General features: G+C 66.6%; 26 protein-coding genes and 1 riboswitch. Of the genes, 9 read left to right on the top strand and 17 right to left on the bottom strand.

Annotation, left to right across the window (positions count from 1 at the left end):
- The first annotated feature begins 39 nt into the window (after positions 1 to 39).
- Complete coding sequence (locus CAG41_RS02710) at positions 40 to 900, top strand: LysR family transcriptional regulator (protein WP_085580764.1); 861 nt, start codon at positions 40 to 42, stop codon at positions 898 to 900.
- 11 nt (positions 901 to 911) lie between these two features.
- Here CAG41_RS02710 and CAG41_RS02705 read toward each other — a convergent pair whose 3' ends face one another.
- Positions 912 to 1,793: a formate/nitrite transporter family protein gene (locus CAG41_RS02705; protein WP_085580766.1), complete on the bottom strand. Its 882-nt coding sequence runs from the start codon at positions 1,791 to 1,793 to the stop codon at positions 912 to 914.
- A gap of 175 nt (positions 1,794 to 1,968) precedes the next feature.
- A complete protein-coding gene (locus CAG41_RS02700; RefSeq protein ID WP_085580768.1) occupies positions 1,969 to 2,373 on the bottom strand; it encodes an acyl-CoA thioesterase in 405 nt (134 codons plus the stop codon).
- A 198-nt stretch (positions 2,374 to 2,571) separates the two neighbouring features.
- A riboswitch (S-adenosyl-L-homocysteine riboswitch) is annotated at positions 2,572 to 2,671 on the top strand.
- Positions 2,672 to 2,694: 23 nt separating this feature from the next.
- Here CAG41_RS02700 and ahcY point away from each other — a divergent pair.
- The 4 genes from ahcY to CAG41_RS02680 all read left to right on the top strand — a co-directional run bounded on the left by ahcY (position 2,695) and on the right by CAG41_RS02680 (position 8,171).
- Positions 2,695 to 4,104 carry an adenosylhomocysteinase gene (ahcY, locus tag CAG41_RS02695; RefSeq protein WP_085580770.1) on the top strand — a complete coding sequence of 470 codons (1,410 nt, stop codon included), beginning with the start codon at positions 2,695 to 2,697 and terminating at the stop codon, positions 4,102 to 4,104.
- Between the two features lie 192 nt (positions 4,105 to 4,296).
- Positions 4,297 to 5,142, top strand: coding sequence for a methylenetetrahydrofolate reductase [NAD(P)H] (metF, locus tag CAG41_RS02690; RefSeq protein ID WP_085580772.1), 846 nt, complete (start codon positions 4,297 to 4,299; stop codon positions 5,140 to 5,142).
- A 159-nt stretch (positions 5,143 to 5,301) separates the two neighbouring features.
- Positions 5,302 to 6,111 carry an ABC transporter substrate-binding protein gene (locus CAG41_RS02685; protein WP_085580774.1) on the top strand — a complete coding sequence of 270 codons (810 nt, stop codon included), beginning with the start codon at positions 5,302 to 5,304 and terminating at the stop codon, positions 6,109 to 6,111.
- Positions 6,112 to 6,335: 224 nt separating this feature from the next.
- Positions 6,336 to 8,171, top strand: coding sequence for a DEAD/DEAH box helicase (locus tag CAG41_RS02680; protein ID WP_085580776.1), 1,836 nt, complete (start codon positions 6,336 to 6,338; stop codon positions 8,169 to 8,171).
- 252 nt (positions 8,172 to 8,423) lie between these two features.
- Here the strand turns inward: CAG41_RS02680 and CAG41_RS02675 are convergent, their stop codons facing one another.
- From CAG41_RS02675 to CAG41_RS02665, 3 genes are all read right to left on the bottom strand, one after another.
- Positions 8,424 to 9,017 (bottom strand): YceI family protein, encoded by a 594-nt coding sequence (locus tag CAG41_RS02675; protein WP_085580779.1) that lies wholly within the window; start codon positions 9,015 to 9,017, stop codon positions 8,424 to 8,426.
- 30 nt (positions 9,018 to 9,047) lie between these two features.
- The gene (locus tag CAG41_RS02670; protein ID WP_085580781.1) at positions 9,048 to 9,599 is read right to left on the bottom strand and encodes a cytochrome b; all 552 of its coding nucleotides are present in this window, start codon (positions 9,597 to 9,599) and stop codon (positions 9,048 to 9,050) included.
- Between the two features lie 339 nt (positions 9,600 to 9,938).
- Positions 9,939 to 11,726 (bottom strand): flavin monoamine oxidase family protein, encoded by a 1,788-nt coding sequence (locus CAG41_RS02665; protein WP_085655839.1) that lies wholly within the window; start codon positions 11,724 to 11,726, stop codon positions 9,939 to 9,941.
- A gap of 221 nt (positions 11,727 to 11,947) precedes the next feature.
- Between CAG41_RS02665 and CAG41_RS02660 the strand changes: the two genes are divergently transcribed.
- The gene (locus CAG41_RS02660; protein WP_085580785.1) at positions 11,948 to 13,354 is read left to right on the top strand and encodes an adenosylmethionine--8-amino-7-oxononanoate transaminase; all 1,407 of its coding nucleotides are present in this window, start codon (positions 11,948 to 11,950) and stop codon (positions 13,352 to 13,354) included.
- 134 nt (positions 13,355 to 13,488) lie between these two features.
- Positions 13,489 to 14,208: a 16S rRNA (uracil(1498)-N(3))-methyltransferase gene (locus tag CAG41_RS02655; protein ID WP_085580787.1), complete on the top strand. Its 720-nt coding sequence runs from the start codon at positions 13,489 to 13,491 to the stop codon at positions 14,206 to 14,208.
- Between the two features lie 136 nt (positions 14,209 to 14,344).
- Here the strand turns inward: CAG41_RS02655 and CAG41_RS02650 are convergent, their stop codons facing one another.
- The gene (locus CAG41_RS02650) at positions 14,345 to 15,259 is read right to left on the bottom strand and encodes a transporter substrate-binding domain-containing protein (protein ID WP_085706682.1); all 915 of its coding nucleotides are present in this window, start codon (positions 15,257 to 15,259) and stop codon (positions 14,345 to 14,347) included.
- 29 nt (positions 15,260 to 15,288) lie between these two features.
- Complete coding sequence (locus tag CAG41_RS02645; RefSeq protein ID WP_085655842.1) at positions 15,289 to 16,527, bottom strand: D-amino acid dehydrogenase; 1,239 nt, start codon at positions 16,525 to 16,527, stop codon at positions 15,289 to 15,291.
- Between the two features lie 108 nt (positions 16,528 to 16,635).
- Between CAG41_RS02645 and CAG41_RS02640 the strand changes: the two genes are divergently transcribed.
- Positions 16,636 to 17,553, top strand: a complete 918-nt coding sequence (locus CAG41_RS02640; RefSeq protein WP_085636967.1) for a LysR family transcriptional regulator — start codon at positions 16,636 to 16,638, stop codon at positions 17,551 to 17,553.
- A gap of 15 nt (positions 17,554 to 17,568) precedes the next feature.
- Here the strand turns inward: CAG41_RS02640 and CAG41_RS02635 are convergent, their stop codons facing one another.
- Positions 17,569 to 18,186 (bottom strand): hemolysin III family protein, encoded by a 618-nt coding sequence (locus tag CAG41_RS02635; RefSeq protein ID WP_085580795.1) that lies wholly within the window; start codon positions 18,184 to 18,186, stop codon positions 17,569 to 17,571.
- A gap of 141 nt (positions 18,187 to 18,327) precedes the next feature.
- Here CAG41_RS02635 and CAG41_RS02630 point away from each other — a divergent pair, with 141 nt between their 5' ends.
- Entirely contained in the window at positions 18,328 to 19,242 is a 915-nt protein-coding gene (locus CAG41_RS02630) for a LysR substrate-binding domain-containing protein (protein WP_085706681.1), read from the top strand.
- A gap of 58 nt (positions 19,243 to 19,300) precedes the next feature.
- Here the strand turns inward: CAG41_RS02630 and madM are convergent, their stop codons facing one another.
- The 9 genes from madM to mdcA all read right to left on the bottom strand — a co-directional run bounded on the left by madM (position 19,301) and on the right by mdcA (position 26,554).
- Positions 19,301 to 20,065 (bottom strand): malonate transporter subunit MadM, encoded by a 765-nt coding sequence (madM, locus tag CAG41_RS02625; protein ID WP_085580799.1) that lies wholly within the window; start codon positions 20,063 to 20,065, stop codon positions 19,301 to 19,303.
- A 1-nt stretch (position 20,066) separates the two neighbouring features.
- Positions 20,067 to 20,483 (bottom strand): malonate transporter subunit MadL, encoded by a 417-nt coding sequence (madL, locus tag CAG41_RS02620; RefSeq protein WP_085580801.1) that lies wholly within the window; start codon positions 20,481 to 20,483, stop codon positions 20,067 to 20,069.
- A 66-nt stretch (positions 20,484 to 20,549) separates the two neighbouring features.
- Positions 20,550 to 21,470, bottom strand: a complete 921-nt coding sequence (gene mdcH, locus CAG41_RS02615) for a malonate decarboxylase subunit epsilon (RefSeq protein ID WP_085636976.1) — start codon at positions 21,468 to 21,470, stop codon at positions 20,550 to 20,552.
- On the bottom strand, positions 21,467 to 22,090 hold the full coding sequence (locus CAG41_RS02610; protein ID WP_371856099.1) for a malonate decarboxylase holo-ACP synthase: 624 nt from the start codon (positions 22,088 to 22,090) through the stop codon (positions 21,467 to 21,469). Before CAG41_RS02610 ends, mdcH begins: the two co-directional genes overlap by 4 nt.
- Positions 22,087 to 22,872 carry a biotin-independent malonate decarboxylase subunit gamma gene (mdcE, locus tag CAG41_RS02605; protein WP_085580807.1) on the bottom strand — a complete coding sequence of 262 codons (786 nt, stop codon included), beginning with the start codon at positions 22,870 to 22,872 and terminating at the stop codon, positions 22,087 to 22,089. The genes CAG41_RS02610 and mdcE overlap by 4 nt, the downstream gene beginning before the upstream one ends.
- Complete coding sequence (locus CAG41_RS02600; RefSeq protein ID WP_085693823.1) at positions 22,869 to 23,720, bottom strand: biotin-independent malonate decarboxylase subunit beta; 852 nt, start codon at positions 23,718 to 23,720, stop codon at positions 22,869 to 22,871. Before CAG41_RS02600 ends, mdcE begins: the two co-directional genes overlap by 4 nt.
- Positions 23,713 to 24,012, bottom strand: a complete 300-nt coding sequence (locus CAG41_RS02595) for a malonate decarboxylase subunit delta (RefSeq protein WP_085630038.1) — start codon at positions 24,010 to 24,012, stop codon at positions 23,713 to 23,715. The genes CAG41_RS02600 and CAG41_RS02595 overlap by 8 nt, the downstream gene beginning before the upstream one ends.
- A complete protein-coding gene (locus CAG41_RS02590) occupies positions 24,012 to 24,884 on the bottom strand; it encodes a triphosphoribosyl-dephospho-CoA synthase (protein WP_085580813.1) in 873 nt (290 codons plus the stop codon). Before CAG41_RS02590 ends, CAG41_RS02595 begins: the two co-directional genes overlap by 1 nt.
- Positions 24,884 to 26,554 (bottom strand): malonate decarboxylase subunit alpha, encoded by a 1,671-nt coding sequence (mdcA, locus tag CAG41_RS02585; RefSeq protein ID WP_085706680.1) that lies wholly within the window; start codon positions 26,552 to 26,554, stop codon positions 24,884 to 24,886. The genes CAG41_RS02590 and mdcA overlap by 1 nt, the downstream gene beginning before the upstream one ends.
- Between the last annotated feature and the right edge of the window lie 88 nt (positions 26,555 to 26,642).

Raw genomic sequence — 26,642 nt, 5'->3', positions numbered from 1 at the left:
GATAGCCTGTAATTCTTTTCACCATCGAAAGCATTTCTTATGGACTCGCGCTATCTGAGAAGTCTGATCACCGTCGTCGAGTGTGGCTCGATTGCCAATGCCGCGCGTGTCGAAGGGTTGACGGCCGCAGCGATCAGCCAGCGCATTCTCGCGCTCGAACGGCAACTCGGCTTTGAGCTGTTGTCCCGCGTCGGCCACGCCGCCAAGCCGAGCCAGGCCTGCCTCGATTTACTGCCCCGGGCCAGGCGCATCGTTCGTGAAGTAGCGCTATTGGCGGGAGATGCCGACGTCGCAGGGCTGACGGGACAGTTGCGCATCGGCGCAATCTCCACGGTTCTGACCGGGCTGTTGCCGGGAGCACTGCGAGCACTGACCGAGCTGGCGCCGGGGCTGACGCCAGTGATCGTGCCGGGAACATCGCGGTCGTTGTATCAAGCCCTGCTCTCGGCTGAGGTGGATGCGGCAATCCTCGTGGTTCCACCGTTCGAGTTGCCCAAAGCGCTGCAAGTGGTGTCCCTGCGCAAAGAACCGCTGGTGTTTCTGTCAAAGGAGAAGTCCACGCAAAGCATCCCCGCACAACTGATGAGCCAGCCCTACATCCGCTATGACCCTGACGCGTGGGGCGGACGGCATGCCGAGCAATATCTGGCGGATCAGGGACTGACGCCGACGCCGCTGGTCGATCTTGATGCGCTGGAGACCATTGCCATGCTCGTGACAGGCGGGATGGGCGTGAGCCTCGTACCCCTTTGGTCCGGCTTTGAACAATGGGGTCATCAATGTGCGGTGAGCCCGATTGGTTCTGACCGATACGACCGAGAGATTGTGCTGATCAGCCCTGCCCAGACCGATCGGCCGAACATGATCAGCGCCTTGTGCAAGACGCTTTCAAGTGCCTAGCCTGAGCGCACTCAATCCTTCTTCGACTCGCCCCGGTCTTCTTCAGGGGCGTCGGGTGTCGGTGCGCCGCTCTCGCTGCGGATCTGCGCATGGCTGATCAGGGCGAAGATGCAGCTGCCGCCGATGATGTTGCCCGCCAGCGTCGGCCCGGCGAACACCGCCCAGAAATCGCTCCACGGCAGTTCGCCGGCGAACACCAGGTACGACACTTCCGCCGAGCCGACCACGATGTGGGTGAAGTCACCCAAGGCCATGAGGTAGGTGATGAGGATGATGATCCACATCTTCGCGCTCTCCATGGACGGGATCATCCAGACCATGGTGGCGATCATCCAGCCGGAAACGATGCCCTTGGCGAACATCTGGCTGGCGTGGTTCTCCATGACCTTGCGCCCGATCTCAAGGAAGGCCTCGTCGGTCTTGCTGTCGAAGATCGGCAGTTCGAGCATCACGTAGGCCACCAGCAACGTGCCGCACAGGTTGCCGGCCAGCACCACCGTCCACAGCCGGACCAGGCGGCCGACATTGCCCAGGGTCGGTCGGGTCATCACCGGCAGCACGGCGGTCAGGGTGTTTTCGGTGAACAGTTGCTGGCGCGCGAGGATCACCGCGAGGAAGCCTGCGCAGTAGCCGAAACTGGCGATCACCTTGAACTCGTCGCCTTCGGGCAGGCGTGAGTTGAGCAGGCCCATCCCCATCAGCGACAGGCCCATGGTCAGGCCCGCCGCCAGCGCCGACCACCACAGCGCGGCGATGCTGCGCTCCAGTTCCTGGTCGCCCTGGGTGCGGATGATTTCGTGCAGCACGGCCGCGCGGGGCGGCTGGCTCTTCTCGACTTCGTGCCGTTCCTTGGGCGAAAGATCCGGGGTCTTGCCGTCTGTCGGAGTGGTCATGGCAGGCAATCCGGTGGCAGGGTTGTTTAGCTACGACCCGCGCCGCTCGGGACTGTTCACCGGCCTGGAGAATCTTCGTGACTGTGCGGCCGCCATCGCGGGCAAGCCCGCTCCCACAGGGAGCAGCGCTGTCCTTGTGGGAGCGGGCTTGCCCGCGATGGGAGCGAAACCGGTCTTACTGGACCGGCACGTCATCCTTGAACTGGTCTTTGACGTACTTGATCTCGGTGCGCCCGTGCGGCGCCGGCAGGCCGTCTTCGCCGAGGTTGACGAAGACCATCTTCTCCACGGTCAGGATGCTCTTGCGGGTGATCTTGTTGCGCACTTCGCAGGTGAGGGTGATCGAGGTGCGGCCGAACTCGGTGGCGGTGATGCCCAGTTCGATGATGTCGCCCTGGCGCGAGGCACTGACGAAGTTGATCTCGGAGATGTACTTGGTCACCACGCGCTGGTTGCCCAACTGGACGATGGCGTAGATCGCCGCCTCTTCGTCGATCCAGCGCAGCAGGCTGCCGCCGAACAGGGTGCCGTTGGGATTGAGGTCTTCGGGTTTTACCCACTTGCGGGTGTGGAAATTCATCTTCACTCCTGAGCGTCTTGCCGAATGATGGTCGCCATCATGTCAGACCGAACAGTCACGCTCCATGAGCCATCCGCTATGGCCATCATTGGCAATCTTCATTTGGCCGACAGAAACCCTTTGGAAGATCAGTCTAGACGGCTATAATCGCCCCCGTTTCAAAACGGTAACCTTCACGCGCTACCGTTTTCCCGCCACCTGTCCGAGGGGCGCTGCAGCAGGTTCCACCTGTCAGGCTCGGATGGGGCGTTGACCGGCCTTGCGCCGGACACCAAACGCACAACGGCGCCCATTCGCATACATTACGAATGGAGGCTCTTCATGAGCGCTGTAATCACGCCTGCAGATTTCACCGACTACAAGGTCGCCGACATGTCCCTGGCTGCCTGGGGCCGTCGCGAAACCATCATCGCCGAATCGGAAATGCCTGCCCTGATGGGTCTGCGCCGCAAGTACGCTTCCGAGCAGCCGCTCAAAGGCGCCAAGATCCTCGGCTGCATCCACATGACCATCCAGACCGCCGTGCTGATCGAGACCCTGGTCGCCCTGGGTGCCGAAGTGCGCTGGTCGTCCTGCAACATCTTCTCCACCCAGGACCAGGCCGCCGCGTCCATCGCCGCCGCCGGCATCCCGGTCTTCGCCTGGAAAGGCGAGACTGAAGAAGAGTACGAGTGGTGCCTGGAGCAAACCATCCTGAAGGATGGCCAGCCATGGGACGCCAACATGATCCTCGACGACGGCGGCGACCTGACCGAGCTGCTGCACAAGAAGTACCCGCAGGTGCTGGACCGCGTCCACGGCGTGACCGAAGAGACCACCACCGGCGTTCACCGCCTGCTGGACATGCTGGCCAAGGGCGAGCTGAAGATCCCGGCCATCAACGTCAACGACTCGGTAACCAAGTCCAAGAACGACAACAAGTACGGCTGCCGTCACAGCCTGAACGACGCCATCAAGCGCGGCACCGACCACCTGCTGTCCGGCAAGCAAGCGCTGGTCATCGGCTACGGTGACGTGGGCAAGGGCTCGGCCCAGTCCCTGCGTCAGGAAGGCATGATCGTCAAGGTGTCGGAAGTCGACCCGATCTGCGCCATGCAGGCCTGCATGGACGGCTTCGAACTGGTCTCGCCGTTCATCGACGGCATCAACGACGGTTCCGAAGCGAGCATCGACAAGGCGCTGCTGGGCAAGATCGACCTGATCGTGACCACCACCGGCAACGTCAACGTGTGCGACGCCAACATGCTCAAGGCCCTGAAGAAGCGCGCCGTCGTCTGCAACATCGGTCACTTCGACAACGAAATCGACACCGCTTTCATGCGCAAGAACTGGGCATGGGAAGAAGTGAAGCCACAGGTGCACAAGATCCACCGCACCGGCCCAGGCGCCTTCGACGCGCAGAACGACGACTACCTGATCCTGCTGGCCGAAGGCCGTCTGGTGAACCTGGGCAACGCCACCGGTCACCCGAGCCGCATCATGGACGGTTCGTTCGCCAACCAGGTGCTGGCGCAGATCTTCCTGTTCGGCCAGAAGTACGCCGACCTGTCGCCGGCCCAGAAAGCCGAGCGCCTGACCGTGGAAGTGCTGCCGAAGAAACTCGACGAAGAAGTGGCCCTGGAAATGGTGCGCGGCTTCGGCGGCGTGGTCACCCAGCTGACCAAGCAACAGGCTGACTACATCGGCGTGACCGTCGAAGGCCCGTTCAAGCCGCACGCTTACCGCTACTAAGACACGAGCAGCTGCGAGCCTCAGGCTTCAAGCGGCAAGCAAGGCCAAAAGCCGAACTTGCCGTGCGAGGCCTGAGGGCTCCGCCACTATTTCAGAACAGTTTCAGGCAACAGGCCTGCGGCACAAGGGATCAGCGCATCTCCGCTTCTCTTGCGGCCCAAAGCTTGCGGCTTGCAGCTGGAGGCTCCCTCCATGTCCCAAGAACGTCGCTACAGCTTCGAGTTCTTCCCGACCAAGACCGATGCTGGGCATGAAAAGCTCCTCGCCACTGCCCGTCAGTTGGCCACCTACAACCCTGACTTCTTTTCCTGCACCTACGGCGCTGGCGGTTCGACCCGTGACCGCACGCTCAACACCGTCCTGCAGCTGGAAAGCGAAGTCAAAGTCCCGGCCGCCCCGCACCTGTCGTGCGTCGGCGACAGCAAGGCCGACCTGCGCGGCTTGCTGAGCCAGTACAAGGCTGCGGGCATCAACCGCATCGTCGCCCTGCGCGGCGACCTGCCGTCCGGCATGGGCATGGCCAGCGGCGAGCTGCGCCACGCCAACGAGCTGGTCGAATTCATCCGTGAAGAGACCGGCGACCACTTCCACATCGAAATCGCCGCCTACCCGGAGATGCATCCGCAGGCGCGCAACTTCGAGGACGACATCGCCAACTTCGTGCGCAAGGCCAAGGCCGGCGCCGACAGCGCGATCACCCAGTACTTCTTCAACGCCGACAGCTACTTCTACTTCGTCGACCGCGTGAAGGCCCTGGGCGTGGACATCCCGGTCGTGCCGGGGATCATGCCGATCACCAACTACAGCAAACTGGCGCGCTTCTCCGATGCCTGCGGCGCGGAAATCCCGCGCTGGATCCGCAAGCAGCTGGAAGCCTACGGCGATGACACCCAAAGCATTCAAGGCTTCGGCGAACAGGTCATCACCGACATGTGCGAACGCCTGCTGCAGGGCGGTGCGCCGGGGCTGCACTTCTACACCCTGAACCAGGCCGAACCGAGCCTGGCGGTGTGGAACAACCTGAAGCTGCCGCGCTAACGGCAGTCAGCTTCACGGGGCAAGCAAGAAGGGAAATCGCAGTTTGGGAAAACGCCTACGGAAGTTTTCGCAACTGCGATTTTTTGCTTTCAACGCCCGAAACAGAGCTTCTGCCGCCGCTTTCTGGCTCTTTCCCGATTCTCGTCGTACTCTCCAGTCATGCCTTTGATCGCGCAGTTTTTCACCGTGCTGGTTTTCGCTTGCCTGAGCTTCGCCGCCCGGGGCGAGAAATTGCGTATTGTCACCGAGCCCTGGGCGCCCTACGTCTATGAGGACGGCGGCAAGAACCTGGGGCTGGACTACGAAGCCACCGCCATCGTCTTCAAACGCCTGGGCATCGAGGTCGAATGGCAGTTCCTGCCCTGGAAGCGCTGCCTGTCGATGCTCGAGACCGGCCAGGCCGACGGTGCGCTGGACATCTTCCACAGCGACGAGCGCGACGCCACCCTGCTCTACCCCAGCGAGCCGCTGTCGGTGGTGGAATTCGTGATGTTCTACGCCAACGAGCGGCCGCACCCGTTCCGCACCCTCGACGAACTCAAGGGCCTGACCGTCGGCACCTCCCCCGGCTACCTGTACAGCCAGGACTTCAGCGAATCGCCGCTGTTCACCCGGGAACCGGCCCCGACCCACGAGGCCAACTTCGGCAAACTGGTGCGCGGGCGCATCGACCTGCTGATCACCGATCGCCGGGTCGGCCAGCACCTGCTGGACCAACTGGAGATCCGCGACCAGATCACCGAGAACCCGACGGTCATCAGCCGCCAGAGCCAGTACCTGGCCGTGCGGCGCAACGCCGGGATGGATCTGCTGGTGCAGCGTTTCGGCGCCGAACTCAAGCGGTTCAAGCGCGAACCGGCCTACGCCGAGCTCAGCGCACGCTACGGAGCGGCCCCTGCCGCCGCGCCGCTGGAAAGCGCCAGCACCGCCGGCAAGGCCGTTGAGCAGCAGGAACGCAGCGCACAGTGATTGCTCTGTTATACTCCGGCGTTCCCGCCAGGCTCACGCCCGGACGCCCGGATCCGTAACAGGCCTCCCGACCCGCTACAGCGCAGCTTTTCAGCCCGCGCGAGCGCTCCGGACGAGCCTTCGGATGCGCCGCAGGACCGGACGGGACCGCGTCACGTTAAACGCGGTTCGCGCCAGGCAAGACTCCCATTGGGCCCAGCCCTAACTAAAAAACAGGATTACTCATGTCCTTTGCTTCCCTCGGTCTCTCCGAGGCTTTGGTTCGCGCTATCGAAGACGCGGGCTATACCGAGCCTACTCCGGTGCAACAGCGGGCCATTCCCGCCGTGTTGCAAGGTCGCGACCTGATGGTCGCGGCACAGACAGGTACCGGTAAAACCGGCGGTTTCGCCCTCCCGATCCTGGAGCGGCTGTTCCCCAACGGTCACCCGGACAAGTCCCAGCGCCACGGCCCGCGCCAGCCGCGCGTGCTGGTGCTGACCCCGACCCGCGAACTCGCGGCCCAGGTGCACGACAGCTTCAAGATCTACGCCCGTGACCTCAAGTTCGTCAGCGCCTGCATCTTCGGCGGCGTCGGCATGAACCCGCAGGTCCAGGCCATGGCCCGTGGCGTGGACGTGCTGGTGGCGTGCCCCGGCCGTCTGCTGGACCTCGCCGGCCAAGGCAGCATCGACCTGTCCCACGTCGAGATCCTCGTGCTGGACGAAGCCGACCGCATGCTCGACATGGGCTTCGTGCACGATGTGAAGAAAGTCCTCGCCCGCCTGCCGGCCAAGCGCCAGAACCTGCTGTTCTCGGCGACCTTCTCCAAGGACATCACCGACCTTGCCGGCAAGCTGCTGCACAACCCTGAGCGCATCGAAGTCACGCCGCCGAACACCACGGTCGAGCGCATCGAACAGCGCGTGTTCCGCCTGCCGGCCAGCCACAAGCGTGCGCTGCTGGCCCACCTGATCACCGCCGGCGCGTGGGAACAGGTGCTGGTGTTCACCCGCACCAAGCACGGCGCCAACCGCCTGGCCGAATACCTGGACAAGCACGGCCTGCCGGCCGTGGCGATCCACGGCAACAAGAGCCAGAACGCCCGCACCAAGGCCCTGGCCGACTTCAAGGCCAACGAAGTGCGCATCCTGGTGGCCACCGACATCGCCGCCCGTGGCCTGGACATCGACCAACTGCCCCACGTGGTCAACTACGAGCTGCCGAACGTCGACGAAGATTACGTGCACCGCATCGGCCGCACCGGCCGGGCCGGCCGTTCGGGCGAGGCGATCTCGCTGGTCGCGCCGGACGAAGAGAAGCTGCTCAAGAGCATCGAGCGCATGACCAAGCAGAAGATCGCCGACGGCGACCTGATGGGCTTCGATGCCAGCGCCGTGGAAGCCGAGAAGCCGGAGACCCGCGAGCGTCCCGACGGCCGCAACCCGCGCAACGCCCGCAGCCCGCGCGGCGAAGGCCAGAACGGCGGCGGCCGCAAGGACAAAGGCAAAGACAAGGGCAAGGAAAAGGACAAGTCCGCTTCCGGCGAGAAATCCGAGCGCGGCGAGCGTCCGGCCCGCCAGCCGAAGCAACGTGAAGGCAGCCGTCAGCAGCGTCAGTCGAGCCAGCCGCCGCGCCCGGCCCCTGACCGCGCCCCGGACGAGTTCCTCGACGACGACATCGACAACTTCGGCAACCGCGTCGACTACGTGCCCAAGCAGGTTCCGGCAGCGGGCCGCGGCCGTCGTCCCGGCGGTTCCGGCCAAGGCCAGGGCTCCGGCGCACCGCGCAACGGCCAGTCCCAGGGCCGCCAGAACGGCCAGCCACGCAATGGCGGCGGCGGATCGCGCAGCGGTTCGTCCCGTGACGGCCAGGGCCGCCGCGACGAGTCGCGCAACCGCCGTCCGAACCGCGACGAAGGCTCCCGCGCCGAACCGGCCGTGCAGAACCCGCGCAGCACCGGGCCGAAGATCATGCACAAGGAGTCCAAGGCCGACCGCTTCCCGACCCCTGAGCAGCTCGATCAACTGCCGAGCCGCCCGCGTGGCGAGAAACCGGCGTTGCTGACCCGCAACCGCTGATCTCGCGCCGCTGAAAAAATGCCCTGGTTCGCAAGAACCGGGGCATTTTTGCAAAAGCCATGGGCGATCCTGCCCCTTGTGGGAGCCAGCCCGCTGGCGCTGGGGCCGGCATGTCCAAGGCATTTGCCGACTGACCCACCGCTATCGCCAGCAGGCTGGCTCCCACAGGGGTGCTGCGGCGACGGCAGTCATCCGCAAGGCAAAAAAAACCCTGGCCGCAAGGCCAGGGTTATTTTGCGCATCGGGCGAAAGTTACTTCGCTTTCACGCCTTCGAACGAGATGTACAGGTCGACGTTGTCGGACTGCGGGCCCAGGTCCATCATCTTGCCGAAATCGGAACGCTTGATGCTGGTGGTGCCTTCGAAGCCAGCGCGGTAGCCGCCCCACGGATCCTTGCCCTCGCCCAGGAACACGGCCTTGACCACGATCGGCTTGGTCACGCCGTGCAGGGTCAGGTCGCCGGTCACGTCGGCGGTGTCTTTGCCGGCGGCGTTCTTGCCGGTGGACTTGACGCTGGTGGAGACGAACTTGGCGTCAGCGTATTTGCCCACGTCCAGGAAGTCTTTGCTGGCGATGTGCTTGTCACGCTCGGCATGGTTGGTGAACACGCTGGCGGTCTTCACGTCGAACTCGATCTTGCTGTCTTCTGGCTTGGCGGCGTCGAAGCTGAACTTGCCGCTGATGTCCTTGAAGGTACCGGTGATGAAGCTGTAGCCCAGGTGGCTGATCTTGAAGTCGACGAAGGCGTGCTGGCCTTCCTTGTCGACGGTGTAGTCAGCGGCCATCACGTTGGCGGACAGCACAGCGGAGCCGATGGCCAGAGCGGCCAGAGTCTTTTTCAACATGCTTTCTTTTCCTTTGAGTCGAGGTTGAGTTCAGGCTTTGCGGCCCAGCATTCGGGTGAGGGTCGCATCACGATCGATAAAGTGGTGCTTCAATGCAGCCAACGCATGGAGGCCGGAAAAAATTACCAGCGCCCAGGCCAGGTACAGGTGAATCGCACCGGCGGTGTCAGCCTGGTCCGGTAGTCCGGACACCAGGGCAGGAACTTCGAACAAACCAAACACCGGGATCCCGACACCGTCTGCGGTGGAAATCAGGTAACCGGCGATCATCACGGCGAACAGGCCGAAATACAGGAACGCATGGCCGAACTTGGCGCCGATGCGGGTCATCCGGCTGTAGCTCTGCAGCGTCGGCGGCGGCGGGCTGACGAAGCGCCACAGCACCCGCAGCACCATCACCGCCAGCAGCACCAGGCCGATGCTCTTGTGCAGGTCCGGCGCGTCTTTGCGCCAGCTGCTGTAATAATCCAGCCCCACCATCCACAAGCCCAGCGCGAACAGCCCGAAGACCGCCAGCGCCACACCCCAGTGCATGAAGATGCTGACCCAACCGTAGCGCGAAGAAGAGTTACGTAGCTGCATTGCCCAAATCCTGTGAGAACTGCGAACCAAGACTATCGACTTATCTATCGAATTAAAGCGGAAAATTTTGCTTTGAAATATCGAGAAATACGATCAAGAGTCTGTAAGTGGCGAGTTAAGGAAAGATTAAAGGCGAAAGTGTGACGGGATGTTGGTGGGGAGATCAGAGAAATTCATGGCCGGTACGGGCCCGATCGCCAGCAGGCTGGCTCCCACAGGGATTGCTGTTCAACTGAACAGATCCGTTCGAATGTGGGAGCGAGCCTGCTCGCGATGACGCTCTGACAGGCAAAAAAAAGCGCGGCCCATGAGCCGCGCTTCTTCATTCAAGCCAAAGCCTTACTGCGTCTTGGCCTCGGTGCTTGCCGCCGGTTTGGCCGCAGGCTTCTTGGCCGGCTCGGCCTTTTTCGCCGGTGCCTTGGCCGCAGGCTTTTTCGCCTCGGTCTTGGCCGCCGGTTTCTTCGCCGCCGGCTTGCTGGCGGCCTTCTTCGCCGGCTCGGCCTTCACAGGGGCCGCAGGCTTCGGCGCTTCCGCCGGAGCAGGCGCGGGTGCCGGGGTCGGCGCAGGCGCCGGAGCTGGAGCCGGGGCTGGCGCAGGCTCCGGGGCCTTCACCGGCTCAGGCTTCTTGTCGTCGTCCGAACCGCCGAACAGGTTGGTGAAGAAGTTGCCCTTCTTCGCCGCCACGGCGCCACCCGCCGCACCGGCCGCCACCGCAGCGGCCGCGGCTGTCGGGCCGACCTTGACCGGCGCGAAGGATTTGCCCGCCGCGAGGTCTTCGACCTGGCCGGCGGCGCGCTGGCCGGTGCGCAGCGCACCTTCCAGGGTGCCCGGATACAGGGTGTCGGTGTGCTCGCCGGCGAACGTCACCCGCTGCAGCGGCTGTTCCCACAGGCGCCAGAACTTGCTGATCTGGCCCGGGCCGAAGGCCAGGTACGAACCGCCGGTGGACGGGTCGGTGCTGTAGCGGCGGATCTCATAGCCGGTGAACGAACCGCGGGCCTGCGGATAGAACGCATGCAGACGGATCAGCACCTGATCGACCATCTGCTTGTCGCCGAACGCCTGCATCACCCGCGCGTTGTCGCCGGACAGGTTGATCACCACGTTCGCCCCGCCCTTGAGCGCAGGCTCGACCCAGAGCATGCCCAGGCCGGTGTTGCTGTAGATCTCGCCGGACATCCGCGCCTTGCTTTCCCACACCGGCGTCTTGAACTTGAGCATGATCTGGTCGCGCCAGCCGTAGTTGGTGCCCTTGATCGCCGCCTGGTGCTGGGCGTCCAGCGCCGGGGTCAGCTGGATCTTGCTCAGGGCGCGCAGCGGCACCGCCAGCACCACGTAGTCGGCCTGGTAGCCGACCGCGCCGACCTTGACGGTCACGCCGTCCTTGTCCTGGGTGATAGCCGACACCGGCGAGTTGGTCTTGATGGTCTTCAGTTGCTTGACGAAGGCCTGGGCCAGCACCGGGCTGCCGCCGACCAGGCGCGAGGCGCGCAGGTCACGGTCGGACACGCCGCGGTACACCCGGCTCTGCTGGGCGAAGTACAGCAGCGACAGGCGCGACGGCTCGTCGTAGCGGCTGCGGATCTGCTGGTTGATCAGCTGGCGGGCGGTGGCCGGCAGGTTCTGCTTGTCGAGCCAGCTGGACACGTTGATCTGGTCCAAGGCATGCAGAGTGTTGGTGGACGCCGGGTTCTGCGGATCGTCGATCGAGCGCGCCAGGTCGTCCAGGGTCTTCTCGTAGCGCTTGAGCGCATCGCCCGTGGCCGGCTGCTTGGCGGCGAGGTCGGCGGCGGAGAAGTACTCGCCGTCGATCAGGTAGCCCGGCGTGCGCACGAACTCAGGGGCCGGCGTGGTGCTCAGCTTGAAGGTCGACACGTACTTGTTCAGCACCGGCTGGGTCTTGTCGTTGCCGATCCACTCGCTGGTGGCCATGCCGGAACGGCCGCCGATGCTCGGCTTGGCTTCCAGCAGGGTGACCTGCCAGCCCTTGTTCTGCAGCTCGTAGGCGGCGGTCAGGCCCGACAGGCCGCCGCCGATCACGATCGCGGTTTTATCCTTGGCCAGCGCCGAAACGCTGAACAGCCCCAACACCACCAGCGCACAGGCGCGCAGCCAACCGACAGACATTCAGCGAACTCCGGAAATACACGGGAAAAAACGGTTTTTCGGGTCAGGCGACCCAGAGAACCGCGAAGAATACGTCAGCCATCAAAACGCCGCCAGCGACGTCTATCGCCCCAAGTAAAGTAGCTCAATCGACACAATGGGTTGTCCCGGCGCGACGCATTGCATAGGCTTGCGCGATTGTTTGCCCGCGCCAGGCGCGAGCCGTCCCGAGGAGACCGGAAATGGGCCTGAACGACCAGTGGATGCAGCGTGACCTCAAGGTCCTGTGGCACCCCTGCACCCAGATGAAAGACCACGAACAGCTGCCGCTGATCCCGATCCGGCGCGGCGAAGGCGTCTGGCTGGAAGACTTCGACGGCAAACGCTACCTCGATGCCGTCAGTTCCTGGTGGGTCAACGTGTTCGGCCACGCCAACCCGCGCATCAACCAGCGGATCAAGGATCAGGTCGACCAGCTGGAGCACGTGATCCTCGCCGGCTTCAGCCACCAGCCGGTGATCGAGCTGTCCGAACGCCTGGTGAAGATGACGCCGCCAGGGCTGGACCGGGTGTTCTACGCCGACAACGGTTCGTCCTGCATCGAAGTCGCGCTGAAGATGAGCTTCCACTACTGGCTCAACCGCGGCCAGCCTGACAAGAAACGCTTCGTCACCCTGACCAACAGCTACCACGGCGAAACCGTGGCGGCGATGTCGGTCGGCGACGTGCCGCTGTTCACCGAGACCTACAAGGCGCTGCTGCTGGACACCCTCAAGGTGCCCAGCCCCGATTGCTACCTGCGCCCCGAAGGCATGAGCTGGGAGGAGCACTCGCGCAACATGTTCGCCGCGATGGAGCAGACCCTGGCCGAGCACCATGCCAGCGTCGCGGCGGTGATCGTCGAGCCGCTGATCCAGGGCGCCGGCGGCATGCGCATGTACCACCCGGTGTACCTCAAGCTGCTGCGCGAGGCCTGCGACCGCTACGGCGTGCACCTGATCCACGACGAGATCGCCGTCGGCTTCGGCCGCACCGGCACGATGTTCGCCTGCGAGCAGGCCGGCATCCGCCCGGACTTCCTCTGCCTGTCCAAGGCCCTGACCGGCGGCTACCTGCCGCTGGCGGCGTGCGTGACCACCGATGAGGTCTACAGCGCCTTCTACGACGACTACCCGACCCTGCGCGCCTTCCTCCACTCCCACAGCTACACCGGCAACCCGCTGGCCTGTGCGGCGGCGCTGGCGACCCTGGACATCTTCGAGCAGGACAACGTGATCGAGAACAACCAGGCGCTGGCCCGGCGCATGGCGTCGGCCACCGCGCACCTGGCCGATCACCCGCACGTCGCCGAAGTGCGCCAGACCGGCATGGTGCTGGCGGTCGAGATGGTCAAGGACAAGGCCTCGAAAGAGGCGTATCCCTGGCAGGAGCGCCGCGGCCTCAAAGTGTTCCAGCATGCGCTGGAGCGCGGCGCGCTGCTGCGTCCGCTGGGCAGCGTGGTGTATTTCCTGCCGCCGTATGTGATCACGCCGGAGCAGATCGACTTCCTCGCCGAAGTCGCCGGCGAAGGGATCGACATCGCCACCCGCGACAGCGTCAGCGTGGCGGTGCCGAAGGACTTCCACCCCGGCTTCCGCGATCCGGGCTGATTGCCGCAGAGTCCCCCTGCTCGCGATGAATGCACCTCGGTTCGTCTGACGAACCCCGTCGTCGCCATCGCGAGCAGGCTCGCTCCCACAGAACAGCCGCTGCGTACGCCCCACACCTTTTACAGAGACCCCGCATGAGACTGTCCCGCTTCTTCATCGACGCCCCCCTGAGCCTCGGCGAGCACGAACTGCCCGAAGCCCAGGCGCATTACATCAGCCGTGTGCTGCGCATGACCGAGGGCGATGCGGTGCAGCTGTTCGACGGTTCCGGCCAGGAGTTCCTCGGCGCACTGGCGGAGGTCGGCAAGAAGCGCGTGACGGTGCGCATCGACGAGCAGTTCGCCGGCCAGCCGGAATCGCCGCTGAGCATCCACCTCGGTCAGGGCCTTTCGCGCGGCGAGCGGATGGACTGGGCAATCCAGAAGGCCACCGAACTGGGCGTGAACGAGATCACCCCGATCTTCAGCGAGCGCTGCGAAGTGCGGCTCAAGGACGAACGCGCCGACAAGCGCCTGCTGCACTGGCGCCAGGTGGCGGTCAGCGCCTGCGAGCAGTGCGGCCGCTCGCGGGTGCCGGTGATCCATCCGCCGGTGCTGCTGGCCGACTGGCTGAAGCAGACCGAGGCCGACCTGAAACTGGTGCTGCACCCGGTGGCGGAGCCGCTGGTGAGCCACGCCAAACCAGCGAGCCTGGCGTTCCTGATCGGGCCGGAGGGCGGGTTGTCCGAGGCCGAGGTCGAGCAGGCCAAGGCCGGCGGTTTCCATGCCGCCCGTCTCGGCCCGCGGGTGCTGCGCACCGAGACCGCGCCGGTGGTGGCGCTGGCGGTGGCCCAGCAACTTTGGGGTGACTTCTAGAGCGCCATCGTCGGATCGCCGCCCGGAACAAGCCCGCTCCCACAGTGTTCCCTGTCGCTCACAAGCATTGCATACGCCACAAATACCTGTGGGAGCGGGCTTGCCCGCGATGGGCGGCACACGGGCCTGAAGCCGGTCACTGCACCGGATCGCTCACCGGCCTGGCGATGATCGCCTTCAGCTCGACGGTCATCGGAAACTCCAGGTTCAGGCCCTTCGGCGGGATCGGCTGTTCGAACCATTTGCGGTAGATCCCGTTGATCTCGCCCGACGCGTACAAATCCCCCAACGCCCCGTTGACCAGCGCCAGGAACGGCGGGTCATCCTTGCGCACCATGCAGCTGTAGATCTCCCGCGACTGCTCCTCCCCCACCACCACCCAATTGTGCGGATCCCGGGCCTTGGCCCGTTCGCCGTAGAGCAGCGCGTCGTCCATGTAGAACGCCGCCGCCCGCCCCGACTGCAGCATCTGGAACGCTTCGCCGTGGTCCTTGGCGCTGATCACGAACATGTCGAGCTTGTGGTTGAGGTTGTAGCTCTTGAGGTAGCGCTCGTTGGTGGTGCCGGCGGTGGTCACCACGTTCTTGCCGCGCAGGTCGTCGAAGCGCTGGATGCCGCTGTCCTTGGCCGTCAGCAGCTGTCCTTTGACGTAGATGAAGCCGTAGGAGAACGCCACTTGCTTCTGGCGCTCGGCCGTCACCCCGGTGGAGCCGCACTCCAGGTCGACGGTGCCGTTCTGCACCAGCGGAATGCGGGTCTGCGAGGTCACCAGGTTGTATTTCACCTTCAGCTCCGGCAACGCCAGTTGCTGGCGGATGCGTTCGACGATCTTGCCCGCCAGCTCCACCGAGTAGCCCATCGGCTGGCCGGTGTTGTCCCCTATGTAAGAGAACGGCACCGAGGCGTCGCGGTAGCCCAGGGTGATGCTATTGGCGCCGGCGATCTTGGCCAGCGTGCCGCTCAGCGGTGCTTCGCCGGCGTGGGCTTGGGTTTGGGCTTGAGCGCCGAGCAACAGACCGAGGGTGCAGCCGAGCAACGTGATTTTTTGCATTGTTGTTCTCCGTTGTGGGTGTTCGGGGTTCAGGCGTGGGGATTGAAGCCGTGCAGGTCGATGGACGGCCGGCGCTGGCCGATCAGCTCGCTGAGCAGTTGCCCGCTGGCGCAGGCCAGGGTGAACCCGAGCGCGCCGTGGCCCAGGTTCAGCCACAGGTTGCGGTAGGCCGTGGCGCCCAGCAGCGGTACGCCGGTGGGGGTGGCCGGACGCATGCCGGCCCATTCCACGGCGGCGCCGTAATCGCCGGCCTCGGGGAAAGTGTCGCGGGCCTGGCGCCGGATCAGGGCCAACCGCGCGGGATCCACGGCCGGGTCGAAGCCTACGATGTCGACCATCGCCGCCACCCGCAGCTGTTCGCCGATCCGGGCGTAGACGATCTTGCGGTCGTAGTCGGTGATGCTCACGTCCGGCGCCCGATGCCCCTCGCCGATCGGCACGGTCAGGCTGTAGCCCTTGAGCGGGTACAGCGGCAGGCGCAGACCCGGCAGCGCCAGCAGCGGGCTGCGGTGGCCGGCGGCGATCACCAGTTGATCGACCGCCAGCATCTCGTCGCCCAATTCGATGGCCGTGACCTCTGCGTCGCGGTGGCGCAGGCCGGTCACCGTCCGGCCCAGGCGAAACTCACACAACCCGGAGGCCTCCAGCCGCGCCGCCAGTTGCCGGCAAAAGCCGTGGCAATCGCCGACTTCCTCGTCCGGCGTATGGATCCCGCCCACGAATGGCCCGTCGGCCAGCGCCGGTTCCAGCTGCGCGCACTCGGCGGCGCTCAGCACCTGCTGCTGCCGGGGGTCGGCCAGGTGCCGGCGGGCCTGGGCGAAACGGCCGGCATCGCGGAACGTCACCAGTTTGCCGTTGCGCCGCCAGTGGAACCCGGCGAGGCCGTCCTCCTCGCGCCAGGCCTTCAGTGTGCGCTGGCTCAATAGCGCCAGGCGCAGCAGGTGCGCGGCGTTTTCACGGTTCACCGAACTGCGGCAGGCGGCCAGGAACGCCGCCATCCAGCGCCACTGCTGCGGATCCAGGCGCGGGCGCAGCTTGAGCGGCGAGTCGCCGCGCAGCATCCAGCCGAGGGCCTGCCACGGCACGCCGGCGTCGGCCAGCGGCGCGACGTAGCGGTAGGACAACTGTCCGCCGTTGGCGAAACTGGTCTCGGCGCCGAAGCTGTCGCGGGCCTCGACCACCGTCACCCGCAAGCCGTCGCGCACCAATGCATAGGCCGTTGCCAGGCCGATCACGCCGCCGCCGATGATGCACACACGCTGAGCCATGTCCGTCCTTAACCGTTCGTGAAGACGAGGCCGAGGTTAGTGCCAGGTGACAGGCGCCGGACAATGAATAAAGATGCCAGACCCATAAGCAAAGGTTATGGACTTGCCATGCGCCTACGTCACATCGAGGTCTTCCAGGCCATCCGCCAGACCGGCTCGGTCAGCGCCGCCGCGCAGCTGCTGCATGTCTCGCAGCCGGCGGTGACCAAAGTGCTGCAGCACGCCGAACAGCAATTGGGCTTCGCCCTGTTCCTGCGGGTGCGCGGCAAGCTGCAGCCGACCCCGGAAGCGCTGGAGCTGGAGCGCGAAGTCGACAAGGTCAGCGAAAGCCTGCAAGGCGTGCGGCGCCTGGCCCAGAGCCTGCGCCGCACGCCCGGCCGCAGCCTGCGGATCGGCGCGACCCCGGCCCTGGCGCTGTCGCTGCTGCCGCCGGCCATCCACGAATGGACGGTGCGCTGGCCGGACATCGCCTGCGAGCTGTCCAGCGCCCACAGCCGCGAACTGACGCAGAACCTGCTGATGCGCGAGGTGGACGTGGCCCTGACCCTGCAACTGCCCGACCATCCGGGGCTCAAAGCCCAGGCGTTGGCGTCGGGGGTGCTGGTGGCGCTGGCGCCGAAGGGGTTCTGGCCGCCGGAGGACGCCGGCCGGCCGCTGCCGCTGACGGCGCTGGCGGACGCGCCGCTGATCGGCCTGTCCAGCGCCGACCCGCTGGCCGCCCGGCTCGACCGTTACCTCGAAGCGGTGGAGCCGCCGCCTCGGGTGCGCATCGCCGTGCAGACTTACTCGCTGGCGCGGGCGATGGTGGAGTCCGGCGCCGGCGTCGCAGTGATCGACCCGTTCACCGCCCTCGGCGCCGCCCCGGCGACCACGACGCTGCGGCCGCTGGCCCCGCCGCTGCCGATCACCCTGTACGCGGTGATCCGCGCCAGCGAACCGCCGCCCCATGCGCTGAGCGACTTGCTGGAGATCTTCAGCCGCCGGGCCCGGGAACAGCTCGGTGGCCCGGGCGCCGCACAACACTGATCGGCAGGCCGGCGCCTACAAAACGTAAAACCAGATCGCCACGAAGTGCAGCAGGCTCCCGGCGATCACGAACAGGTGCCAGATCCCGTGGGCATGCCGCAGCCGGTGGTCGAGGGCGAAAAAGATGATGCCCACGGTGTACAGCACGCCGCCCGAGGCCAGCCAGGCGAAACCCGCAGGCCCCAGCGCATCGAGCAGCGGCTTGACCGCCACCAGCACGATCCAGCCCATCACCGCGTAGATCACGATGGACAGGATCCGCGCCTCCGAGCGCGGTTTGATCTCCTGCAGGATGCCGATCAGCGCCAGCCCCCAGACGATCCCGAACAGCGTCCAGCCCCACGGCCCGCGCAGCGTCACCAGGCAGAACGGCGTGTAGCTGCCGGCGATCAGCAGGTAGATCGAAAAGTGATCGACCTTCTTCATGATCGCTTTCTTGCGCCCCCGCACGCTGTGGTACACGGTCGAGGCGCTGTACAGCACCAGCAAGGTGAAGGCGTAGATTGCCACGCTGACGATCTTCCACGGACTGCCGTCCAGGCTGGCGATCACCACCAGCCAGATCCCGCCGATGAAGGCCGCCACCGCCCCGACCAGGTGCGTCCAGGCGTTGAGTTTTTCCCCGTGATACATGTGTCGCTGACCTCAGATTCATGACCGCCGCGCGCAAGGCTCGGGCCTTGAGCGTAAAAGCGCAATGTTTCGGTTCGACGCGGGCCTGCGCCTGTCCGGTTAATTGGGCACAATCGACCGATATCAAGAAGAGTCCGCGCCATGCTGATCGACGAAGAATTGACCCTGAAAAAACTCGAGGTGTTCCTCGCCTTCATGCGCACCGGCAACCTCGCCCGGGCCGCCGCCGAGCTGCAGACCAGCAACGTCAGCGTGCACCGCGCCATCCACTCGCTGGAGAGCGCCCTGCGTTGCCCGCTGTTCAAGCACGAGGGACGCAACCTGACGCCGCTGGAAAGCGCCTACGTGCTGGAGGAGCGGGCGCAGAAGCTGATCCAGGACGTGGTCGAGAGCGTGCGCCTGACCCGCGAGGCCGCCGGGTTCTCCGCCGAACGCTTCAAGCTGGGCTCCCTCTACTCGCTGACGGTGAAGACCGTGCCGCAACTGATCATGGGCCTGAAGATCCGCCGCAGCGAACTCAACATCGACCTGATCCTGGGCTCGAACATCGACCTGCTCTACAAGCTCAAGAACATGGAGGTCGATGCGATCCTGGTATCGCTGGACGACAGCGTCAGCGACCCGGACTGCGAACAGATCCCGCTGTTCTCCGACGACATTTTCCTGGCCTCCCCGGCCGACTCGCGGTTCGCCCAACGCAGCGAGGTCGACCTGGCCGACGTGCGCGACGAGACCTTCATCACCCTCACCCAAGGCTTCGCCACCCATCAGGACGGCATCCGGGTGTTCCGCCAGGCGGGGTTCGAGCCGAAGGTGGCGATGCAGGTCAACGACATCTTCACCCTGCTGAGCATGGTCAGTTCCGGGGTGGGCTATGCGCTGCTGCCGGGGAGGATCGCGGCGGTGTACGAAAACCGGGTGAAACTGATCCCGTTGCAGGAAAAGTACCGGTTGCAGCAGCACATCGGCGTGGTGTTCCTCAAGGCCAAGGAACGCGACCCGAACCTGCTGGCGTTGCTGGCGGAGTGCCGGATGTACGCCAACCGCCAGGCCTGAGGCCGGGCGCCCCCGATCGCCGGCCTGCTGGCGATTGAGGGCAACCCGGCACCCGACGTCAGCCGACGATCCCGCGCACGATGAAGAACAGCACCGAAGGCCCCAGCAGGCAGCCCAGCCCGGTGTGGAACGTCGCCGTCAGCGCGCCGTAGGGCACCAACCGCCGGTCCGTCGCCGCCAGTCCCGCGGTCACGCCGCTGACGGTGCCGGCCAGGCCGCCGAACACCATCGCCGAGCGCGGGTTGTCCAGGCCCATCCAGCGCGCCGCCACCGGGGTGCCGACCATCACCAGGATCGCCTTGATCAGCCCGGTGGCGATCGACAGCGCCATCACGTCGGACGTCGCGCCGATCGCCGCGCCGGTCACCGGCCCCACGATGTAGGTCACCGCCCCGGCGCCGATGGTGGTCATGCTGACCGCGTCGCGGTAGCCGAAGGCCCAGGCCATGCACGCACCGACGATGAACGGCAGCACCGTGCCCAGCAGCAGCGCGACCACGCCGATCAGCCCGGCCTTCCTCGCCTCGGTGGCCTGCACCTCGAACGCCGTGGCGACGATGGCGAAGTCCCGCAGCATCGCCCCGCCCATCAGGCCAATGCCGGAGAACAGGGTCAGATCCGCCAGCCCCTTCTGCCCGCCCGTCAGCGTGCCGCCGACCCAGGCCAACACCAGGCCGATGACGATGGCGATGGCCGAACCGTGGATGCGCCCGAACGTCAGGCGCCTGGAGAGAATCACCGACACCCACATGATCACGCCGACGAACGCGAACGCGGTGACCAGACCGTTGTGCTCCAGACCTTTCTCGATGAGATCCCACATGTCAGCGACCTCCCGCCGGGGCGGCCATCGGGGCCGGCTCTGCCGGCTCGTCCGGCAACGGCTCGCCCTTGTTCGTGCGGCTGATCAGGGCAATGGTGCAGCCGCAGACCACCACCGAACCGATCGCCGCCAGCACCGCCACCGGGCCGCCGTGCAGCGCGGTGACGACGTTCTGCTGCGCGGCCATCGCCACCACCACCGGAATGTACATGGCGCCCCAGAAGCCGACGCCCATCTCGCAGTCCTTGGTCATGCCGCCGCGCCCGTGCATCCACAGCCGTGCGCAGATCAGCAGGATCATGGCGATCCCGACCCCGCCGACATTGGATTTGACCCCCAGCAGCACGCCGAGCAGGTCACCCATGATCACCCCTGCCAGCGTACAGATCGCCAGCAGCGCCACACCGTAAATAATCATTGTCGCAGTCCTCAAGTTGCATCGTCGGATGTTGTTTTTGTTGTTCGAAGCCTGAAGTCGGGTGGTCTAGGGTCGGCGGCCCTCCTCCTCACGCAGCAGCGCCTGCAGGGTGTCGGGCCGGGCGCCGTCGAAGGCGATCACCGTGCCTTGCTCGAACACCCGGCGCGCCAGCCCGGTCAGCACCGCGCCGGGCGGCAGTTCGATCTGCAGCCGCACGCCGCGCTCATAGGCGCCTTGCACGGTGCCGCGCCAGTCCACCACACGGCACATGTTGAAGGCCAGGTCGTCGCGCAGGGCTTCGGGCCTGGTGAGCGGACGCGCACGGCTGCCGCTCAGGTAAGCGATCTTCGGCGCCTGCACCGGCACGGCGGCGAACGCGTCGGCCAGCACCTGCGCGGGCCCCTCCAGCAGCGGGCAGTGCGACGGCACGCTCACCGCCAGCCGTTTCGCCAGGCCCGCCCCACGGCGGCGCGCCAGCTCCGCCACCGCGTGCATCGCGGGGTCGCAGCCGGCGATCACCACTTGGCTGTCGGCGTTGATGTTGGCCAGGTAGACCGGGGATTCGCCGCTGTGCACCTGCGCGACCAGCGCTTCCACGGCCTCCGGAGGCAGGCCGGTGATGGCGGTCATGCCGAAGCCCTGCGGATAGGCCTGCTGCATCAGTTCGCCGCGCAGGCTGACCAGGCGCAACGCATCGCCGAAGCTCAACGCCTGCGCCACCACCGCCGCCGGGTAGGCGCCGATGGACAGGCCGGCGACATAATCCACCTGCGCACCGTCCTGCAGCAGTTGCCGGGCCGCCGCCACGCCGGCGATCAGCAGGCAGAGCTGAACCGCCCGTGTCGTGCGCAGGGCCTGCGGCGAGTCCAGCCGCGTGACGTCTTCGCCCAGCGCATCGCTGGCCTCCGCCAGCGTTTGCCGGGGCAACGGCCGGAGCATGCCCGGCTGCTGCGCGCCCTGGCCGGGGAACACCAGCAGGCTGCTCACGCCGCCAGCTCCTGCGGGTTCCACGGATCGCTGACCAGGTACGCCCGCTGCGCACTTTTGAGCAGCACCCTTGCCGAAGCGCCCGCCCACTCACGCAGGGCCACCGCCCCGGACGGCGTCTGCAACTGCAGATCGATCCGGCAGGCCGCACGCTCAAGCAGCGCCAGCAACTGGCGCGCCTGATGACGGGGCAACCGCTGCGGCGTGCGCAGGATCAGGTCGAGGTCGCTGCCGGCGTGCATCGCGGCAAACCCGCTCGCCAGTTCGAACCCGGCGCTGCCGCTGACGCCCCAGGCCCAGCCGCCGTCGTCGAGCAGCGGGCGAAGCTGCCTGAGCGCCCGCATCGCCGGCAGGTCACGGGGGCTGTCGACGTGGCACAGCGCCTCCGGACTGACCCGGCGCACCACCGAATCGGCCGCCATGAACGCCGCCCAACGCTGCTCCCGCGCCGCACCGCGCAGGCCAACAGCAACCTGACCGGGTGCGCCCTCTGCACGCCGCACCACCACCGGATGGCCGGCGCGCAACGACTCGACCGCCCACAGCGGCGCCTGCGCCGGCAGCTGCGCCGGGGTCATGCCCCAGAGCAGATCGTGGGGCAGCGGCCAGGACAGGCTCACCACTGCGCCCTCAGCAGTTCGCGCACCCGGCTCGACGCGGCGCGGTTGGCCGCGCCGAGGCGCCCGCCCAGGTCCGCCGACGACACATCGGCGATGGCCTGCCGCAGGCATTCGCTCACCCGCGCCAGATCCTCCGCCGTCGGCTGTTCGGTCTGCGCCACCGACAGGGTTTCCCACAGCAGGCCCAGGCTGGCGTAGCTGTCGATGTCGTAAGCCATGGGCGGCACGCTGGACGCCAGCGCCTCCAGTTCCTCGACGCTGCGCAAGGTCACCCGCGCCGCCGAAGCCTTGCCCATCGCGTGCACCATCACCCCCGGATCCCGCAGGGCGATCAAGCGGTTGGCCTGATAACCGTGGGCCAGGAACGCCCCGGACATGGCCTTGCCCACCAGCAGCGCGATCACCGGGTGCCCGGCCAGGCGTGCTCGGGCATAGCTGTCCGCCGCCCCGGCCAACGCCTGATGGATGCCGAGGGCCTCTTCGCGACGGCCGTAGGCCTGGCTCGGCACATCGACGATGGCGATCAGGGCCCGTTTGTGAGATGCGTCGCGGTCGGCCACAACGGCGTCGTCCACGGCCTTGGCCAGGCCCCAGCCCTCCAGCAGGCCGACCTCGCCCTGACGGGCGCGGGGAAAACGGTTGTCCGGATCGGCCACCACCGCCAGCAGACGGCCCAGCGCGACGTCCGCCACCCGCAGCGACGGCGGCAAGCCTTCGAGCGCCAGCGCACCGCCGCTCAATGCGTTGAACCAGTTCAGGCCCCGCAGGGATATTCCGCTCATGAACGCTCTCCTTGATACAGGTCGCGAACCACCGAGGGTTCGATCTGCGCCTCGGCGTCCAGGCTCGCCAGGCGCTGCAAAAACCACTCGGCGCGCCGGCTGCGCGGGTGCGCCGGCAGGCCCTGGTGCAGCAGGTCGGCGACCTGCCCGCGAATCTGCGCCACGTCATCGGCCACGTAGCGGTCCGCCAGCCCGCTGGCGAAACGCTGCTCGCCGCCGGCCAGGCTCCAGATGAACGGCCGGTCCCGCGAGTCGTACTCGGCGATGCCGGCTTCCTGCTCGATCACCTGCGGCCCGTTCAGGCCCAGCCGGGCTTCCTGGGTCACCAGCAGGTAGCTGCACAGGCCGGCGGCGATCGACATGCCGCCGAAGCAGCCGACGCTGCCGGCCACCACGCCGACCACCGGCCGGTACTGCTGCAGGTCGACAATCGCCGCATGGATGTCGGCAATCGCCGCCAGCCCCAGGTTGGCCTCCTGCAAGCGCACGCCGCCGGTCTCCAGCAGCAGGACGGCGCGGGTCGGGACGCCGTTGCGGTTGTCTTCGGCGGCCAGTTCCAGCGCGCCGGCGATCTTCGCCCCGCCGACCTCGCCGAGGCTGCCGCCCTGGAACGCGCCTTCGATGGCGGCAACGACCACCGGCAGGCCGTCGAGGCTGCCTTTGGCGATCACCACGCCGTCGTCGGCCTGAGGGACGACGCCCTGGCGCTCCAGCCACGGCGACATGACGCGCTGGAACGGGTCGAGCAGCTCGCGGAAGGTGCCGGCGTCGAGCAAGGCCTTGGCCCGTTGCCGCGCACCGAGCTCGACGAAGCTGTGCTTGTTCAGCAACGTTGCGCTGTCAGTCATGGCCGATCTCCTCGAAGCCTTGTTCCAGACGCAGGCGAACCACGCCGGGGGTGGCGCCGAAGTCGTGGATCTCGATATTCATGGCCGGCGGCACCGTGCCGTCGAACATCCGCGCGAACAGATGCCGCCAGCGCTGCCCGCTGCCGTTGACCGAGGTCTGCACGCTGATCGACAGCGTGCCGGCCAGGCCCGGTTCGATCAGCACCTCCAGATCGCCGGAGCCGACGCAGCCCACCAAGGCACGTCCGCGCGGCGGCTGACCGGCGGGGAATTCAAACGATAGGGTTTCCATCAATACGCTCCCTGAAGGATGCCGCCGTGACCGATCCGGTCGAGCAGCAAGGTGGCGGCGAGCAGATCGGCGGCGCCGCCGGGCGAGGCATTCAATGCGATGAGTTGCCGGTCCAGCGCGTGCAGATGCCGGCGGCCGGCCAGGCTGGCGCTGCCGCCGCCGTCGAGCACGGCCTGGGCCCCGCGCTGCATGGCGTGCAGGCCGGGTTCCCCGGCGCGGTACAGCACGCAGGTGTCGGCCAGGCCGGTCATGATCGCCAGCAAGGCGTCGAGCCTGGCGTTCTGCTCGCCGTGGCCGGCGGCGCGGCTGCGTTCGAGCTGCGGCAGGCCGCGCCCGGTGACCGCCGGAAAGCCCAGTTGCGCTTCCTCGCGGGCGCCACGGGCGCCGTAGCGCAGGGCGACCTGGGCGCCATGGCTCAACGGACGCGGCGCATGACGGTCCTCCAGCAGCGCCAGGCGCGCGGCGCGCAGGGCGACCGCACCGGCACCGTTGGATTCAGGCGCCAGCGCCGCGGCCGTCACCAGCAGGCCCAAGGCCCAGATTGCGCCGCGGTGAGTGTTGACGCCGCCGGTGGTGGCCAGCATCGCCTGTTCGCCTTCACGGCCGATGCGGCCGACGGTTTCGCGCAACGCCAGGTCAATCGTTCCGGTCTCGGTGGCGGCTTCGGCCATTTCCTTGAAGGCCGGCCAGAGCGCCAGCGCCGAGGCATGCATCAGCCCCAGGTGCAGATCGGTGTGGGCGCCGTTGCCGCGACGGTCGACCAGGGCCGGTTTCGGCGACAGGTCGGCCTCGTCGATCAGCGCGTCCACCGCCAGGTCCGCCAGGCGCTCGGCCAGGCTGACGGGTTTCGCTTGCGGATGGAGTGCGTGCATCACCAACTCCTGAACTTGGCGGGCGGGTTGTAGAGGCCGCCGGACCACTCGACCAGGTCGGCCACGCTTTTGGCCGCCAGCAGTTCGCGGGTGGCGTCGGTGCGGCGGATGCCGAGGTCTTCGGGCAAGGCCACCAGGCCTTCGCGGCGCAGGCGCTCGGTGTCTTTCGGGTCATGGCGCAGGCCGATGGCGGTGACCCCGGCCACCGCCGCGATCATCGCCCGGCGCTCGTCCAGCGAACGGGCCTTGTACAGGTAGGCGATGCCTTCTTCGGTGAGCAAGTGGGTGACGTCGTCGCCGTAAATCATGACCGGCGCCAGCGGCATGCCGCTCTTTTTCGCCACGTCCACGGCGTCGAGGGTCTCGACGAAGGTCGGCTTGCCGCCCTCCTGGAACGTCTCGACCATCTGCACCACCAGTTTCTTGCCCCGTTCGAGCATCGGCTGCGCCGAATCGGTGTGGCGCATGTCCAGCCAGGCCGGGGTGCCGTGACGGCGGCCGCGGGGGTCGTGGCCCATGTTCGGCGCACCGCCGAAACCGGCCAGGCGCCCGCGGGTGACGGTGGAGGAATGGCCGTCGCCGTCGACCTGCAACGTGGCGCCGATGAACAGGTCCACCGCGTACTGCCCCGCCAGTTGGCTGAACATCCGGTTGGAGCGCAGCGAGCCGTCGCGGCCGGTGAAGAACACGTCCGGGCGGGCAGCGATGTACTGCTCCATCCCGAGCTCGGTGCCGAAGCAATGCACGCTCTCGACCCAGCCGCTTTCGATGGCCGGGATCAGGGTTGGGTGTGGGTTGAGCGTCCAGTTGCGGCAGATCTTGCCCTTCAGGCCCAGGGACTCGCCGTAGGTCGGCAGGATCAGCTCGATGGCGGCGGTGTTGAAGCCGATGCCGTGGTTGAGCGACTGCACGTTGTGTTTTTCGTAGATGCCACGGATCGCCATCATCGCCATCAGCACGTGCACCGGCTTGATGTGCCGGGGGTCGCGGGTGAACAGCGGCTCGATGTAGAACGGCTTGTCCGCCACCACCACGAAATCCACCCACGAGGCAGGAATGTCGACGCGGGGCAATTCGCTGACGTCGTCCACCAATTGGTTGACCTGGACGATGACGATGCCGTCGCTGAACGCCGCCGGCTCGATCAGCGCCGGGGTGTCCTCGGTGCTGGGGCCGGTGTAGATGTTGCCGGCGCGGTCGGCCATGAAGCCGGCCGAGAGCACCACGTTGGGCGTCAGGTCCACCACCAGCCGCGCATAGAGTTCGATGTAGGTGTGGATCGCGCCGATCTCCAGCAGGCCGTCCTCCAGCAACTGGCTGATGCGCAGGCTCTGGGTGCCGGCGAAAGAGAAGTCCAGCTTGCGGGCGATGCCGCGCTCGAACAGGTCCAGGTGCTCGGAGCGGCCGACGCTGGGCATGATCATGTGCAGGTCGTGCAGCTTCGACGGGTCGGCCTTGGCCAGGGCCCGGGACAGGAAGTCCGCCTGCTTCTGGTTGTTGCCCTCCAGGACCACTCGGTCGCCGGGCAGGATCAGCGCTTCGAGCGCCGCGACGATCCGCTCGGTCGGCAGCACCGTACCGTCGGCCAGGCCGCTCACCCGGTCGAGGCGACGCCGCTTCTCGTCACGCCGCCGCGTCCAGCGCGGGTCGGGGGTCATTGTTGTTGTCATGCTCACTCCACGGGGTTCGCTGTCGTGGAGCCAACCTTAGGAGCGGGCGGAGGGAGCATCAATCAAGCAGCGCGGCGAACCGTTACGG

It is taken from the genome of Pseudomonas sp. B35(2017), from assembly GCF_002113645.1.
In the GTDB taxonomy this organism is placed as follows: Bacteria; Pseudomonadota; Gammaproteobacteria; order Pseudomonadales; family Pseudomonadaceae; genus Aquipseudomonas; species Aquipseudomonas ekonensis.
The sequence above is the reverse complement of the archived record's forward strand: the minus strand, read 5'-3'. Positions and strand labels throughout refer to the sequence as shown.

What these genes read in the sequence shown, in the direction of transcription:
- CAG41_RS02710 (WP_085580764.1), top strand. Translation starts at nt 40, where the DNA reads ATGGACTCGCGCTATCTGAGAAGTCTGATCACCGTCGTCGAGTGTGGC.
- CAG41_RS02705 (WP_085580766.1), bottom strand. Translation starts at nt 1,793, where the DNA reads ATGACCACTCCGACAGACGGCAAGACCCCGGATCTTTCGCCCAAGGAA.
- CAG41_RS02700 (WP_085580768.1), bottom strand. Translation starts at nt 2,373, where the DNA reads ATGAATTTCCACACCCGCAAGTGGGTAAAACCCGAAGACCTCAATCCC.
- ahcY (WP_085580770.1), top strand. Translation starts at nt 2,695, where the DNA reads ATGAGCGCTGTAATCACGCCTGCAGATTTCACCGACTACAAGGTCGCC.
- metF (WP_085580772.1), top strand. Translation starts at nt 4,297, where the DNA reads ATGTCCCAAGAACGTCGCTACAGCTTCGAGTTCTTCCCGACCAAGACC.
- CAG41_RS02685 (WP_085580774.1), top strand. Translation starts at nt 5,302, where the DNA reads ATGCCTTTGATCGCGCAGTTTTTCACCGTGCTGGTTTTCGCTTGCCTG.
- CAG41_RS02680 (WP_085580776.1), top strand. Translation starts at nt 6,336, where the DNA reads ATGTCCTTTGCTTCCCTCGGTCTCTCCGAGGCTTTGGTTCGCGCTATC.
- CAG41_RS02675 (WP_085580779.1), bottom strand. Translation starts at nt 9,017, where the DNA reads ATGTTGAAAAAGACTCTGGCCGCTCTGGCCATCGGCTCCGCTGTGCTG.
- CAG41_RS02670 (WP_085580781.1), bottom strand. Translation starts at nt 9,599, where the DNA reads ATGCAGCTACGTAACTCTTCTTCGCGCTACGGTTGGGTCAGCATCTTC.
- CAG41_RS02665 (WP_085655839.1), bottom strand. Translation starts at nt 11,726, where the DNA reads ATGTCTGTCGGTTGGCTGCGCGCCTGTGCGCTGGTGGTGTTGGGGCTG.
- CAG41_RS02660 (WP_085580785.1), top strand. Translation starts at nt 11,948, where the DNA reads ATGGGCCTGAACGACCAGTGGATGCAGCGTGACCTCAAGGTCCTGTGG.
- CAG41_RS02655 (WP_085580787.1), top strand. Translation starts at nt 13,489, where the DNA reads ATGAGACTGTCCCGCTTCTTCATCGACGCCCCCCTGAGCCTCGGCGAG.
- CAG41_RS02650 (WP_085706682.1), bottom strand. Translation starts at nt 15,259, where the DNA reads ATGCAAAAAATCACGTTGCTCGGCTGCACCCTCGGTCTGTTGCTCGGC.
- CAG41_RS02645 (WP_085655842.1), bottom strand. Translation starts at nt 16,527, where the DNA reads ATGGCTCAGCGTGTGTGCATCATCGGCGGCGGCGTGATCGGCCTGGCA.
- CAG41_RS02640 (WP_085636967.1), top strand. Translation starts at nt 16,636, where the DNA reads ATGCGCCTACGTCACATCGAGGTCTTCCAGGCCATCCGCCAGACCGGC.
- CAG41_RS02635 (WP_085580795.1), bottom strand. Translation starts at nt 18,186, where the DNA reads ATGTATCACGGGGAAAAACTCAACGCCTGGACGCACCTGGTCGGGGCG.
- CAG41_RS02630 (WP_085706681.1), top strand. Translation starts at nt 18,328, where the DNA reads ATGCTGATCGACGAAGAATTGACCCTGAAAAAACTCGAGGTGTTCCTC.
- madM (WP_085580799.1), bottom strand. Translation starts at nt 20,065, where the DNA reads ATGTGGGATCTCATCGAGAAAGGTCTGGAGCACAACGGTCTGGTCACC.
- madL (WP_085580801.1), bottom strand. Translation starts at nt 20,483, where the DNA reads ATGATTATTTACGGTGTGGCGCTGCTGGCGATCTGTACGCTGGCAGGG.
- mdcE (WP_085580807.1), bottom strand. Translation starts at nt 22,872, where the DNA reads ATGAGCGGAATATCCCTGCGGGGCCTGAACTGGTTCAACGCATTGAGC.
- CAG41_RS02600 (WP_085693823.1), bottom strand. Translation starts at nt 23,720, where the DNA reads ATGACTGACAGCGCAACGTTGCTGAACAAGCACAGCTTCGTCGAGCTC.
- CAG41_RS02595 (WP_085630038.1), bottom strand. Translation starts at nt 24,012, where the DNA reads ATGGAAACCCTATCGTTTGAATTCCCCGCCGGTCAGCCGCCGCGCGGA.
- CAG41_RS02590 (WP_085580813.1), bottom strand. Translation starts at nt 24,884, where the DNA reads ATGCACGCACTCCATCCGCAAGCGAAACCCGTCAGCCTGGCCGAGCGC.
- mdcA (WP_085706680.1), bottom strand. Translation starts at nt 26,554, where the DNA reads ATGACAACAACAATGACCCCCGACCCGCGCTGGACGCGGCGGCGTGAC.